The organism is Lewinella cohaerens DSM 23179 (genome assembly GCF_000379805.1).
In the GTDB taxonomy this organism is placed as follows: domain Bacteria; phylum Bacteroidota; class Bacteroidia; order Chitinophagales; family Saprospiraceae; genus Lewinella; species Lewinella cohaerens.
On the sequence record NZ_KB903559.1, the window covers coordinates 40,395 to 54,596 of the forward strand.

Annotated in this window: 8 protein-coding genes and 1 tRNA gene; 5 read left to right on the forward strand and 4 right to left on the reverse strand. The window is 46.7% G+C overall.

Annotated elements, in window-relative coordinates:
• Positions 1–189: 189 nt before the first annotated feature.
• Both A3EU_RS0120445 and A3EU_RS0120450 read right to left on the reverse strand, forming a co-directional pair.
• Positions 190–2,283, reverse strand: coding sequence for a WG repeat-containing protein (locus A3EU_RS0120445; protein ID WP_020538064.1), 2,094 nt, complete (start codon positions 2,281–2,283; stop codon positions 190–192).
• Positions 2,284–2,428: 145 nt separating this feature from the next.
• Positions 2,429–4,504, reverse strand: a complete 2,076-nt coding sequence (locus A3EU_RS0120450; RefSeq protein ID WP_020538065.1) for a WG repeat-containing protein — start codon at positions 4,502–4,504, stop codon at positions 2,429–2,431.
• A 169-nt stretch (positions 4,505–4,673) separates the two neighbouring features.
• Here A3EU_RS0120450 and A3EU_RS0120455 point away from each other — a divergent pair, with 169 nt between their 5' ends.
• Positions 4,674–6,659, forward strand: a complete 1,986-nt coding sequence (locus A3EU_RS0120455) for a WG repeat-containing protein (protein WP_020538066.1) — start codon at positions 4,674–4,676, stop codon at positions 6,657–6,659.
• 79 nt (positions 6,660–6,738) lie between these two features.
• On the opposite strand, the gene rfbC is transcribed toward A3EU_RS0120455, so the two are convergent.
• Positions 6,739–7,269, reverse strand: a complete 531-nt coding sequence (gene rfbC, locus A3EU_RS0120460) for a dTDP-4-dehydrorhamnose 3,5-epimerase (RefSeq protein ID WP_020538067.1) — start codon at positions 7,267–7,269, stop codon at positions 6,739–6,741.
• Positions 7,270–7,378: 109 nt separating this feature from the next.
• Here rfbC and A3EU_RS0120465 point away from each other — a divergent pair, with 109 nt between their 5' ends.
• Both A3EU_RS0120465 and A3EU_RS33125 read left to right on the forward strand, forming a co-directional pair.
• The gene (locus tag A3EU_RS0120465; RefSeq protein WP_020538068.1) at positions 7,379–9,193 is read left to right on the forward strand and encodes a vWA domain-containing protein; all 1,815 of its coding nucleotides are present in this window, start codon (positions 7,379–7,381) and stop codon (positions 9,191–9,193) included.
• 470 nt (positions 9,194–9,663) lie between these two features.
• Positions 9,664–11,835, forward strand: a complete 2,172-nt coding sequence (locus A3EU_RS33125; RefSeq protein WP_020538070.1) for a carboxypeptidase-like regulatory domain-containing protein — start codon at positions 9,664–9,666, stop codon at positions 11,833–11,835.
• Between the two features lie 55 nt (positions 11,836–11,890).
• Here A3EU_RS33125 and A3EU_RS0120480 read toward each other — a convergent pair whose 3' ends face one another.
• Complete coding sequence (locus A3EU_RS0120480; RefSeq protein ID WP_020538071.1) at positions 11,891–12,370, reverse strand: regulatory protein RecX; 480 nt, start codon at positions 12,368–12,370, stop codon at positions 11,891–11,893.
• Between the two features lie 307 nt (positions 12,371–12,677).
• Here A3EU_RS0120480 and A3EU_RS0120490 point away from each other — a divergent pair, with 307 nt between their 5' ends.
• Both A3EU_RS0120490 and A3EU_RS0120495 read left to right on the forward strand, forming a co-directional pair.
• Positions 12,678–13,487: a mechanosensitive ion channel family protein gene (locus A3EU_RS0120490; protein ID WP_020538073.1), complete on the forward strand. Its 810-nt coding sequence runs from the start codon at positions 12,678–12,680 to the stop codon at positions 13,485–13,487.
• Positions 13,488–13,663: 176 nt separating this feature from the next.
• Positions 13,664–13,737 (forward strand) — tRNA-Ile (locus A3EU_RS0120495).
• The last annotated feature ends 465 nt before the right edge of the window (positions 13,738–14,202 follow it).

Here is a 14,202-nt window from a genome sequence, read left to right on the forward strand (position 1 = left end):
CCTCGCACACCTATGTGACTATGTGTCAAAAAACTATGTGCCTCATGTGATAAAAACCTCGCACCAAAAAGGTGTAAAGGTTGGAAAAGTGTAAAGGTGTAAAGGTTCGCAAACCGCACCCTCCTATGTGACTATGTGTCAAAAAACTATGTGCCTATGTGATAAAAACCTCGCACACCGCACCCAACCTCACTCCATCGGTAATACCTTACCCGCATAATCATAGGCCGTGTATACACCCTGCCGGTCCGAGCTTATGATAAACCCTCTATCCAGATAAGCATTCTCGTAAACAGCAGGCACGACTATCGTACCATCACGGCGACCAATACCCCATTGGCGATTTTTATAAATGCGAAAAAGTCCATCGCGGGCATATTCTACTCGCTCGTATTCACCGCCAAACAGTAGCTCACCCTCCGCATCCAGATATTGTTTCTGCCCTTCGTACTCAAAGGAAATCAAGCCCAATTCGGGATGAAAGAATAAATTTTCAAAAATCGGAGGAATGATCACCTCTGCCTTATCATTGATCACCCCCTTTCGGTCTTTATCATTGAACATGACATAGTGGCCCTCTCCAAAAGACCAGCCATGCAGAGACCATTTTTCCGTAGCAGGTACCGCCTCTCCGCTTGGCAACTGAAATACGCGTTCACCATTTGCTTTATGCTGGAAGATAAAATTGTCATCAAGTACAATTTCCTGGTGTTGCCCGACAGCTTTGTACAATCGATTACCCTGGCAATCAACAACCTCATCTTCACTAAAGGTTCTCCCGTCTTGTACTCTTTTTCTTTTAACCGTAAAGGTCTTTCCACCTGCATTTTCCATTACAAAACCAGCAGGTTCGTTCAGCAAAGGTTCATCATTGCCGTTAATCAACATATGACCGTCGACATTTAGTGCTTTATAAATGGTATCTATACCGCAATTCCCCACAGGCGACCTTTTCCAATAGCCCAGTTCTTCCAGCGGCGTAATCTCTCCGGTGTGAATATTCAACAACTCCCCATATTTATCCTGTCCTTCTTTCCACAATACCTTCAGATGCTCGCCATCCGGTTCCAACCCAAAATGGAAATATTGACGATGGGGAATCGGTTCTTCCCCTGTCAAACTTACCAAGCCAAATTCCTTATAACTTTGGGTCAGTTGCAGGTATTTCCCGGCGTATAATTTTTGCTCCAGCAAATTGTAGCGGGCAGGTACCGTCCATTCTCCTGCTTCGTTGATCACGCCCGAGAGGATGCGTTGCGTAATATCCGGATCGTAATCTTCTACGTAGCCTACTACAAAATGCCCCGTCGGCAGGTAACCATCTACTTTCGCAAAAGCCATTTCGCTGATCAGTTGGCCTTCCGGGTTTACGATGTAGTTGACCAACGGATCACTAGCACGAGATACCGACAAGTAACCTCGCTCGGCATCTAGTAATTTCACCGTCAGCTTATCGCCGCAAAACACACTTTTACCCTCTTGCAAATCCACAAGGTGCTGTCCATCGATGATCACATAACGGTCTCCAAAGAAGTTTAACCCAAAGTAATTATTCTGAAAATAGGTCTTCTGACCATTGAGCAAGTTAAGCCAGTAGTATTTTTCATCCTCATAAGTAACTTTAAGAAAAGGAGCATCCCCCTTGAGCGTGGAAATTCTCATTTGCACCGGAGGCACCAGCACCTCCCCTTGCTCTCCTAAAAGACCGAAACCTTTTGGGGTCAAAACAATGAAAGCATCCTGCGCCAATGGCTGAATGTGTAGGTAATCTTCTTTCAAATAAGCTTTGCCTTTTTCAAAATAGTAATTACAACGCCCGTCTTCGTACCCTACAAACCCCTGGTGTTCAGGATCGGCAATAATCGCATCAAACCGAGGCTTAATGGCCTGCTTGCCATTGCTTTTTCGTAGTCCCCATTTACCATTTTCAAGAAAAAAAACAAGCCCATCCCGCCATTCCAAACGCCCTTCCAGAAAACCTTCATCAGCATTCTCCACATAAGTACTCAACATTGCTATGGCCGCTGCTGCTTGAGGGTATTCTACAGGAGCCTCCGCTTCTTCTTCCGCTTCAAACACCCATTCATCGGGCACTTCTTCCATGAGCCACTCTTCCTCTCCCGACAAAGTTTGCGCTGCTGCCAGCGTACATCCGTTGGGGTCCAGGTCAAAGACCTCAAAGATGGTAGCCTGTGCGGGCAACTCCATTGCAAAAAGGAGAAAACCGCCCAACAAGGGCAACGGTAAAAACTTAAGAGATATCTTCCAGGTTTCGATTTTCATTGTTCTAATTTTAGTGCTTTGGAGCCTCCCTTCGGGCGCTACGTTACGCAGTTCGTTATTCACTCAGCCCTAAGGGGCCTACCCGTTCCGGGTAGCTGCTTCACATCGCTAGGCCAAGGGGTTGCTGTAAATTCCAGATAGTGCCTTAATTTGAAAGAGCTTGGCCCAATAAGTCAAAGAACAAGGTCGTCCTGGAACCTGGTTTAGCCCCTTTTATCACACCATCATTTACGTATAAATAACTGTATTCAGGCGCCAACAAAACCTCACCATCCAGGGATACAAGGCCCCATTTACCGTTCTTCTTCACTCGAAAAGAGCCCATTTTCGTATTGCTTATGTCTTCGTATGCGCTATCAAACAAGTGGCTGCCATCAGGTTTAAGGTATCGAGTCTTATTCTCTTCAAATGAATACCGTACAAGCCCCACACTCCTATCGATGTAAAGGGTTTCGAAAACAGGGGGGATAAGAACAACTCCATCCTTACCAATCAATCCATATTTATAAGCGCCATCCGTCAACGCATAGTCTTCGCCAAAACGGCCAGAATTTCTTGCCCAACCATTGGCGTCAGCAATGGCATCACCATTCGTCAGCAAAAAATGACCATTTTCCCAATCCTCTCGGACAAAATAAAAATCTTCATCAATCAGGAAAAAATCATTAAAAGTCGACACCGGATTACCGTTTACTTCAAAAGTATGCACCTCTCCCTCACAATTGATCCATTGCCGCTTACGCACCTGTTTTCCATCTACATTACTCGTAGAAAGGGTATAATACGTTTCGGATTTGGGCCCTTTAAAAATTCGCCCAGCAGGTTTTTCAAGAATGGGTTTCCCCTTGGCAGTAAGCAGCATTTCACCAGCATTGCTGTAGGCGAGGTAAATCGTATCGGCGCCACAGGTCCCAAAAGGTTTTTTGCCCCAATAACCGGGGTCTTCCATAGTAGTTATATTGCCTGATTTCAGGTTCAATAAGATGGCTTTTTTAACCTTGTCTTCTTCGTAAACACACTTCAATTGTTTACCGTTGTTGGTAAATTCAAAATCCCGGTACGCCCGAAAAGGCAAAAGGGTATCTCCCTCAAAATTCACCAAACTGATCTCGTAATAGGATTTATAAATCCTAATATATTTCCCATCTAACAAATCATTGATCGGACTCTGGTACCGGGGGGCTACCACCCACGCTCCGTCTTCATCAAGGATACCATAGTTCATCTTTTTCTGGCTTCCTGGTTCGTAAGGTTGCGGCTGAGCAGCAACTATCATCCCGTTAGGTAACTTTGGCCCCAAAGCAGAAAATTTCTCCTCACTGATCAAGTTGCCTGCTATATCAATCAAGTGGTACTCTTCCGGAGCATCATTCCGGGCGATCTTAAACAAGGTCCACTCATTATCAATGGGGCTAATTCGCAAGCCTGGTTCACAAAACACCAATCGATTTTCTTGCAAATCAATCAAGGCGCCGTCTCCCGCCTGGGCATAACGTTCATTCAAAAACGACCACTGATACCTGTCTGCCGCGTAAAAAGTTTTCAGCCCCGTTTTGATATGATAGATAAAAGATTGCTTATTATCAATGTAAACATGGGCATAGGGCAGCTTACCATCGGCCACAATACGAATAAGGTCATAGCTTGGCAATAATACTTCTGTCCCCTGCTCATCGAGAAGTCCGTAGCCTTTCGCACTACGAATGATAAACATAGGCCAAGCCGTAGGTTCAATATGCAAATAAGAGGTAGAAAACTTAGCCTGCCCGGTGGTGTCGTAGTAATTACATTGCTCCTTGGTGTAGCCCACAAAACCCGACCAGTCTTTATTCGCTACCACATGATCAAAGCGTGGAGTAATGGCCACATCTTCTCCTACCTTCAATCCCCATTTACCATTCTCCCGAAAGAAATAACGGTCTTCCGTCCAGTTGATCCGGCAGCTCAAAAAATCGGCATCTTGTTCTTGTTGGTAGAGGATTCGCTCTCCTAAGAGCGTTGCAACTTCCTCCAGCGAAGTAAACCCAGGTGGGATAGGTGGCGGTGGCGGCGCCCAATCATCCATTTCAACAGCTTCGTTTCCATTGCGACTAGGTACTTCTCCTTGCTTATCCAGTGAACAGCCTTCTGGGGCCAAACCCCATAAATCAAAGATTGTCTTTTGAGCAGGCAGGCTTGTAATCGTTCCTATAAAAAAGGCAAACAGGATAAACTTTCTCATCTTTGTCTTGAATAGTTTGATGCGCTGATAAGGTTAATGTAATCTGTTATTACTCTATTACATTAAGACTAAAAAGGTGAGCAAAAGTAGCATGCTGCTGCTTACTTTTACTACCCTGAAAGCAATAGACTACTGAGAACCATCTACAATTTCACTTTATTTTTACAATATGTCTCCCTATTTACGCCTTCTTTTACTCTTGATTCTGACTCTCCTTGGGGCATCTCTTATCAATGCTCAATCGGTATTCCGCCTACAACCGGCACAAAGCAGCCTCATCTCTGCGCCACTAAAAGGCGATGCAGCATTCTTCTACGAAACTATCCATCAAGTCCAAGATCAAATGGGAGAGTGGAATTTCCGCCTTAGCAAAAGAGAACGCGCCAGCGTAAACATCCTCAACGAGGAAGGCAACTACCAGGAGATTATCCTTTTCATGGAAGATGACGACGTTTTTTCTTTTATAAAATTCAGCTACCAAGAAAATGGGCAGCTCAAGCAGATTGAAGAAAAGAACCAAATGTTCGGCATCACTTTCCAACTCAACTATGGTTTCGATGCACGAGGCAGGACCAGCACCATCATTTGTACCAACAATGGCGCACCGCATACCGAAATGGCCTTTACTACAAAAAGGCGCTCTCAGCTATCCGAAAGGCTCGTCGTGAACCGCAATAACATACAAGTCCTCACCGAATATGAAGATGGTCTCCCCCAACAACGAGAGGTGTACGATACCAGCAACACCCTTGTTTCCCGCGAGGTCTTTAGCTATAACAAGGAAGGTCTGATTACTAAAACCGAGAGCACTTTCACTGCCACCACCAAAGGCAATGGCGTGTCCATTTTCACGTACCGATACGACGACCATGGTAATTGGATCAACAGGCTGGAGCACAACCAAGCTACTGGTAATTACACCCTAACGACACGTAACATTGTTTACCGAGACCAAGTACCCACCAGCCCGGAACAGCCAACAGGCCATTGGAATTGTACCATTAATGACTTAGTATTAGAAGTAAATGACGATGGTACTTTTGACCTGATTGACACCAAGGAAAGAGATGTTTTACACGGCAATTGGAGCAGCCTGGGTTGGGGACGTTACCAATTCAAAGTTCGTCACCAAGACCATTTTGGCAGCCGACGCCCCTTCCGTTCCAACCAAGGCCTGACAGTAGAACTCCGCGACGGGCGATTGATCATGTACGACAAGGATCACCACTTTGATTTTATGGCAGAACAAATAAAGCCAACTCCTGAGTGGATCAGAACCGCACAAGCACACACCATCTGGGAAGCCAGTTTATGGGAAAGCCCCGGTAAACGAAGAGATGATGCCGTACCCGCTGATATAAAAGCTGCTTTTGACAATGCTTACCCCGCTGCTCCGAATGTTTTCCGGGTTTTCCTCGACAGCTTATGCGGTATCGTTGACGGGACGGGCACAGTTCTTTTTCCTTTTGCTTATGAATACGTTACACTAGCCGGCACAGATAAATACCTCGTCAAGAAAGATGGGAAAACAGGTTTAGTCGATCAATATGGAGGAGAAATATTGCCCCCTGTCTATGATCGCATCTGGTTTGAATTTAAAATCGGCCCCACTATTCTCGGTACTCGAAAAAATGGAAAACGTTACTATTACGACCTAGAGAAAGGCGACTTCTTACCTTATGAAAAAGACGATATCATGGGCTTTAATGATAAGCGCATGATCGTCCGAAAAGACCGATCCTGGTTATTGACAGATCGAGGCTTTAATCCAATCACCGAAGAAGGGGCTTATTATACGATCAAAGCCTTGAGCGCAAACCGTTATCTTGCCTCCGAACAAAGCCAATACGTTATCCTTGATGCCGATGGAAATCAACTCGCAGCACTCCCCGGCTTCCGCAATATCAGAATGACCATCTTTGGCTACCTGGAGGCACAAGCAGAAGAAAATCGCTTGTATGCGCTACTCGATCAAAATGGCAAGCAACTTACTGCCCCCATTTATGAGCAACTTACCTTTTGCCGCAACGAGAAAGAACAAAGCGACCTTTATTACGAACTCCGCAAGCACAACGCCGTCGCAAAGTACCGCAAGCCCGATGAAGAGGAGGGGTATTTGACAGGGTTGGGAGAGGAAGTTCGAAGTCGGAATTGATGTGTGTGTGTGTGTGATTCCTTCATTTAGTGACCTAAACCTTTACACAATTCCAACCCTTACACCTTATAAACCGTCTTTAGACCAGCCTTCCCCAAACCGCGTCTTTTTCCGAAAGCTGATAAGGGACATCAAGCTCGGGCCAATCCACTCCGATAGCGGGATCATTATACAACACACCGCCTTCGGCTTCCTTATTATAAAGATTATCGCATTTATAGTTGAATACAGCAGTCTCACTCGTGACCAGGTAGCCATGCCCAAAACCACGAGGCACTAGCAATTGTCGTTTATTATCTGCCGACAAGTAGGTTCCAAACCACTGTAGATAAGTAGGTGACCCTGCGCGCAAATCTACGGCGACGTCGAATACCTCTCCTTGGGTAACCCGCACCAACTTAGCTTGGGCGGCAGCACCCTTCTGAAAATGCAATCCCCTCAGTACACCTTTGGACGATTTTGCTTCATTGTCTTGAATAAAGGTGTAGTCGAGGCCATGTTTTGCAAAAGTTGCCTGATTGTAGCTTTCAAAAAAATAGCCGCGTTCATCCTCCCACACCTGGGGCTCAAAAAGAAAAAGATCAGCAATCGACGTCTCCAAAAAAGGCATAATGTTAGTTTTATTCGATCCAAAGATAGGCCGATCTTAGAAAAAATCATTCCTCTTTGTGCAAAAGGTGCCCCCTTTGCATCTAGCTACCGGACTCAAAAAAAAGCCTATGAAAACCTGGTTAATCTCTCTATTCGCTATTTGCCTTTTCGCTATTTCAAGCGAAAAGGATTATACCTTTAAAGGAACCGTTACAGCTGCCGATAGCGGCGAACCCCTTATTGGAGCCTCTATCCTTATTAAAGGCACTAGCCGTGGAACCGTCACCGACATTGACGGTATTTTTTCTTTAGCAGGAACAGACTCCTGCCATACACTGGTGATCTCGTACACCGGATTTCAAACTACCGAAGTAGAAGCCTGTTATAACCTCCCTATCAAGGTAGGTTTAAAAACAGGAGTAGCTTTAGACGAAGTGGTGGTAATAGGTTCTAGTGTTGAACAAAAAAGAGAGTTGAGAGGTAGAGCTGATCGCAAAGTGTCTGCTGAATATGCTCGCGCACCAGTAAGTATGATGGCCCCGCCATCACCCACCATGGCAGGAGGTTATGCTCCTTTTCCAGAACCCGCTAGTGGCGACAACTACGCCACCATCAACGAAAACGGTTTCATTCCTACCGCCACCGAGAACATCTCCACCTTTGCCATTGATGTCGATGCGGCCAGCTACAGTAATGTCCGTCGTTTTTTGAATGAAGGTCAGCTACCACCTCCGGATGCTGTACGCAGCGAGGAGATGATCAACTACTTTCAGTACAATTATCCACCACCCGTAAAAGGAGAGCACCCTTTCGCAATCAGTACCGAACTGGCCAGCTGCCCTTGGAACAATAATAATCAACTGTTGCTGGTAGGGATGCGCGCAGAAGAGATCGCCAAAGAGGACCTGCCAGCCACCAATTTTGTATTCCTCCTAGATGTATCCGGAAGCATGAACCGGCCGGATGCCCTCCCGCTCTTGGTAGAAAGTATGAAAATACTCACCGACAACCTACGCCCCGAAGACCGGGTAGCGATTGTAGTTTACGCCGGAGCTTCGGGCTTGGTACTGGAATCAACCCCGGGTGATAACAAAACCAAGATCAAAGAGGCACTTACACAACTGAGGGCTGGTGGCTCTACCGCCGGAGCAGCCGGTATTCAGCAGGCCTATCAGATAGCACGAGAAAACTTTATCCAAGACGGCAACAACCGCGTCATTCTAGCTACCGATGGCGACTTCAACGTAGGCATCAGCGATAACAGTAGCCTGGAAACCCTCATTGAAAAAGAACGCGAAAGCGGCATCTTCCTTTCCGTCCTCGGCTTTGGTCGTGGCAACTTGCAAGACGATAAGATGCAGCTCCTTGCCGACAAGGGCAACGGCAACCACGCCTACATTGACCAACTGAGTGAAGCACAAAAAGTACTAGTCAACGAATTTGGCGGCACCCTCTTTACTGTTGCCAAAGACGTAAAAATACAAGTAGAATTTAACCCCAACTACGTCGCTTCGTACCGATTGATTGGGTATGAAAACAGACTGATGGCCAACGAAGATTTCCGTAACGATGCCAAAGACGCCGGTGAACTAGGCGCAGGACACACCATCACCGCCCTCTACGAAATAACACCTAGCCTAACGGCAGCAGCGACAGATGCAGCAGCCATTGTACGCCTACGCTACAAGCAACCTACCGCCAGTACCGCCTCGGAGTTGGCCTACAATGTAGACGCCCGCAGCAGTATGTTCGGACAAAGTAGCGGCAATTTGCGCTGGGCAGCCAGCGTTGCAGAATTTGCGATGCTACTACGAAACAGCGAACACAAAGGCACTGCCAACTATGAACACTGTGAGATGATGGCCCGCCAATCCGCTGGTCGCGACCCGTTTGGGTACAGGAAAGAGATGATTGGATTGATTGGGAAGGCGAAATCGTTGTAGGTTAGATGGTTGATGGTTGATGGAAAAATCTGACATCTGAAATTTTACATTTTAAATCTGAAACACCCAATGGAATGCCTTCGGATAAATCCCTAAAGAATGGGTGGACCTACCCAAACAACCACGCGCGCCAAGCCTCCCTTCCCCTGCAATACACATCCCGAAACGACGCCATTTTTGACAATGGGAAGGGCCGGGGATGGGGCCAAGGATCGGTTAATGGTTTGTTCGTTGGATAGTTTCGCTGCTGCGGTGCGTCGCTACGACAGGACAAAACAGGATACAAGTACACCAACCAGTCGCGGAGGGCAGGGCCCGGAGCGCGCCGCATTCCGATCTTCCATCGGAAGGAGGAGGACCAAGGATGGGCGGACCACAGGGACAGACAGCCTGGTGCCGATCCCGTCCCGACTAGAAAAGTCGGGACGGGAGCAGGCAGGGCCCATGAAAGCATAAAAATTAAAAAAAATATGAAAACGAATATTATCCTTTTAGTATTTCTGATGACTTGTAGCTTGAGTTGGAGTGCATTCTCTGCTCGTAAGGCCAATGCTATTAGTGGGTGTGTAGTCAATGAAGCCGGGCAAGCCATGCTTTATGTAGACGTGAAAGACGAAAGTGGCAAAGTGCTGACACAAACGGATGTCAATGGTTGTTTTGTAATGGAAGGAGAAGATATCTCTGGTTCGTTGACCCTTCACTTTCCAGGTTATGAAGTGATCACCATTGATGCAACAGCGGCTAAAGCGACGACTTATACGCTGCCGATCATCAAACATTTGCCTGCGGTTTATACCCCCAGTGGTAGCACCATACACCCTACCGAAAGCCGGGGCGACCACGAAATAAAAGGCAAAGTGCAGGATGAAGACAAAGAGGCCCTGATCGGAGCAACCGTATTGGTAAAAGGCACAACCCTGGGAACAGTAGTTGATTTTGATGGCAATTTTACCTTGATGGCTTCTTCTCCATGTGTAGACCTTACCGTTCACTATACCGGTTACGAGACGCTGGAAATAAAAGAAGTTTGTACAGGAAAAGACCACACCTTTACGTTGAAAGGGGCGACAAGCCTTGACGAGGTAGTGGTAACCGGTATGGGACGCCGGAGAGGAGAAAAAAGAAAGCATTCAGCAATGACTACTCGTACTTTTGCCGATAGCGAAGTGGCAATGTCAGTGCCAACCTCTCCAGCGCCTCCGCCACCAGCAGCGGTGTTTGAAGAAATGCCTATTTCTCGATCAGAAGTATACGAAGCTGACAAAATGGTGCCTTCAGACGACGCAAGAGGTGGTGGTAAAGATGTCGTGACCAAAGGTGCTGACCTCCCCTCGGCAGGCCAACTTACCGCAGGAGAAATCAATGACTTTAGCAAATGGGATATGTGGGCCGACATCAGTCAGGAAGACCTGGGGCAATACCGCAGCCAGTGGCAGCAATTTGCCGACCACCGCTACACGGTGCAACTAACCACACAAAATGGCGCTGCTGTAGTGAATGCGATCGCTACCCTGGAAGATAGCCAAGGGAATGCCTTGTGGCAAGCACGTACGGATGCGCAGGGGCGGGCCGAACTATGGGCGCACTACTTTCGGGATGTCGCTACCCCTGACAATGGCCTAACCATCTTGATCAACTACGAAGGACAGAAAAAGCGCATTGGCAATGCCAAGCCATTTAATGAAGGCATCAACTTTGAGACCATCCGCACAGACTGCCGCGAAGACGCCATGGTAGACATCGCCTTTGTGGTAGACGCCACGGGGTCGATGGGAGATGAAATCAACTATCTACAAGCCGAATTACTGGATGTTATTCGCCGGGTACGAGAAGGCCTGCCGGGCGTAGACTTGCAAATGGGCAGCGTATTCTATCGCGATAAAAATGAGGAATACCTAACACGGGTGCAGGCTTTCACCAAGGAGTCGAGCACGGCGGTATCTTTTGTAGAGCAGCAGCAAGCACAAGGCGGTGGTGATTATCCGGAAGCCGTAGAAGCAGCCCTGGAAAGTGCGCTGGATTCGCTGCAATGGCGTGATCAAGCCAGTACGCGTTTGTTATTCCTGGTATTGGATGCTCCACCTCATCAGGAAGAAGAAAATATAAAGCGACTACAAGTAGCTATTACCAAGGCGGCCCAGCGCGGCATTCAGATCATTCCGGTAAGCTGTAGTGGCGTTGATAAAAACACCGAATTCTTGCTGCGAAGTATGGCGCTGGCCACCAATGGCACCTATACCTTTATTACCGACCACAGCGGCATTGGCAATGGCCATATTGAGCCTTCTACCGATAGCTACGAAGTAGAATACCTCAATGACGTATTAGCTCGCTTGAGCATTGATCGTAGCAGGCTCAGCACTTGTGCTACCCCAGTAGCAGAGACTCCCACCAACGAACCTGCCGACCGGGGATGGACCTACTACCCCAACCCTACCAGCGGGCCGATCAGCTTAAACTTTACAGATACTCCTGGCACCCTCTATTTGGCGGATGCGCAAGGAAAACTACTATTGCAACAAAATGCTCAGGACCAGTTGGAAATGGATTTGGGCAAGTACCCTGCCGGCACTTATTGGCTACGCCACGAAGCCCAAGACGGTACCTGGACGCAGGGGCAGGTGTTGTTGTTGAGACGCTAGATGTTGTTAGATAGTTGATGGTTGATGGTTGATGGTAACTTTCAACCTACAACCATCAACTATCAACCCTTATCTCCCTAAGTATCTCCCAGATCAGGGGATATTCGTAGCCTCGCCCATTGGCGTAGACGGCAGCCTTCTGGTGAGAGATAAAATCATTGTCCTTACGTGAATATTCTTTGATTTTTTTCTCGAGGATGGTCCGCAAGCAGGCGAGGTAATCTTCCTCTTCGATTTCTTCCAATCCTTTTTTGGTACAGTAAGCCGAGATTTTACGCCGCCGCAATTCCTGTTTGATGCGGATACGCCCCCATTTCTTGACACGAAATTTGCCCCCAACATAGGAGCGAGCAAAACGTTCCTCATCCAGAAAACGATCAATAATCAGTTCGGCCATCACTTCTTCCAAGGTATCGCCATATACCCCCAATTCGATCAATTTACTGCGCACCTCCGAATGGCAACGATCCTGATAAGCACAATAGCGCTGGAGTTTTTTTAAAGCCTGGGCCTTGGTGAGGTACTTTTTCTGCATAAACTTTTGCTACTTTTGGAGGAGCGTACTGTTACTTGTTTATTTTTGTGCGTCTTATACTCGTCCCATCAGATACAATAAACATTGCGCAAAAAATAAGTTAAGCCTTCTCTATGGTTTTTCAAAAAGGCGACACGCTTAAATTGAACCGCTTGGCCATCTTTTTGAAAACCGAAGGCTCAAATTATTTTTGTACTGTTCTTAACAGCTATTAATTAGTTCTGGCTACCGCCGAACAGCTACACTATTGTTGCTATAGGAAGATGAATTGTAATTACACCCATTTATATAAAAACCGAAAATAATTATGGACTTTTTTGACTTAGAAAAATTATCAGAATTAGTAACCGCCTACGGTACAAAAGTAATAGGCGCGGTACTCACCCTGATTATTGGATTCTGGATTGTTGGTCGGATTACCTCTGCAATGGACAAAGGTATGATGAAAAAAGGTATTGATGAAACCATCCGTCCTTTCCTCTCTTCGCTAGTAAGTGTTGGCCTCAAAGTAATGCTATTGTTAGCTGCGGCGAGCATGTTTGGTATAGAGACCACCTCCTTCATTGCTATCTTTAGTGCATTAGCCTTCGCTGTAGGCCTAGCACTACAGGGCAGCCTTGGGCATTTTGCCAGTGGGGTACTACTGCTCACTTTCCGTCCTTACAAAGTAGGAGACTTGGTGACCATTGGTGGCGGCGAAACAGGTACTGTGAAAGGTATTCAGATTTTCAATACTGTTTTAGTGACACTTGACAACAAGCACATCATAGTACCCAACGGTGTAGTGACCAGCAATGTGATCACCAACATTTCCGGACAGGGAATTATTGGGGTAGAACTCACCTTTGGTATTGGCTACGGAGACAGTATCGACAAAGCCCGGGAAATCATTCTGGCCGTGGGTAAAGAATGTCCTTGGATCTTGGATGATCCTGCACAAGGGGTTGTCGTTGGTGAACTGGCTGGCAGCTCTGTCAACCTCAACACTCGCCCGTTCTGTAATAGCGAACACTACTGGGACACCTTCTTCTACATGCAGGAACACGTGAAGAAAGGATTCGATGCCGGTGGCGTAAGCATTCCATTCCCACAAATGGATGTACATATGGACAAATAAAATCAGCCTAAGGGATGCCTTCGGCAAAACAGGAGGTAAAAAGTCGGAAGTAACAACCATATTACTTCCGACTTTTCGTTTTTCAATTATTATTTAAAGGAACTTTTTTACGTTTCTAAGCATTTTTCTTTGCGCAAAGGCGCGGGTATCCGTATCTTTGGCGCGCTTAATAGCAAGGGCCTATAGCTCAGCTGGTTAGAGCAACGGACTCATAATCCGTAGGTCGTAGGTTCAAGCCCTACTGGGCCCACTTGTTTAAAAGCCTGTTCTCTTTTGAGGACAGGCTTTTTGCGTTATACCTCTTTTCTGATTTAGGGGCCGTGCCTTTATTAGCGTTGCAATGCAAACGCTAATACGCCACCAGGCTGTTCGCTCTTTCCGCTCCTTAGGGGCGGGTTTAAAACCCGACCCTAAGGAGTAGAGCGGCTACCATCCTCGTATGTTTGTGACATGATCATTCCTTTTTTAGGTTTAGCGGCCTAAAACAGTGATCTTACTTCTAGCTTGATGTAGTTCGTACCATCCTAAAGCGGTATTCGAGAGGATATCAGCTACTGACGAAGGTTGAACACTCAGGCTAGAAGGCTTTTCGAGTCACGATAGCACTTAACTCGGTAGCTTCTATGCTATCAGAGACGATAAGCTTACGAGGAAAGACGACGGAAGTTCTTCGCTACTTTCACTAATTAATTTGATGGGTTATGAGCATGATTAA